Annotated in this window: 1 pseudogene; it reads right to left on the reverse strand. The window is 44.3% G+C overall.

Features of this window, described 5'->3' with window-relative positions:
- Positions 1 to 316 (reverse strand): annotated as a pseudogene (locus tag IS446_RS00045) (site-specific integrase); the annotation flags it as partial.

Consider the following 316-nt stretch of genomic DNA (forward strand, 5'->3'; position numbering starts at 1 on the left):
CGGGCCATATGAAAGGAGAAGTCTTTATCGATCCCTGTAAAGGAGGCGATCTCCTTCAGGTAATTATTGATCTTTTGATTGGAGCATACCGGTAATACATGATCTGAGGAGCACACTTTTGGATGATCCTTATACTTCTGAAGTATTTCAAGGGGCAAGGGCAGCAGTGGAATGTTCAGCGGAACGCCGGTTTTTGCTCGCTTTGATTTGATCCACCACTTATTATCGTTACCCTTAACGATGTTCGATCTTTTGAGGTTTCTTACATCGGAATACGCCAAGCTGGTAAAACAGGAGAACAGGAATACATCCCGGG

Source organism: Robertkochia sediminum, from assembly GCF_016786255.1.
GTDB classification, from domain to species: Bacteria; Bacteroidota; Bacteroidia; order Flavobacteriales; family Flavobacteriaceae; genus Robertkochia; species Robertkochia sediminum.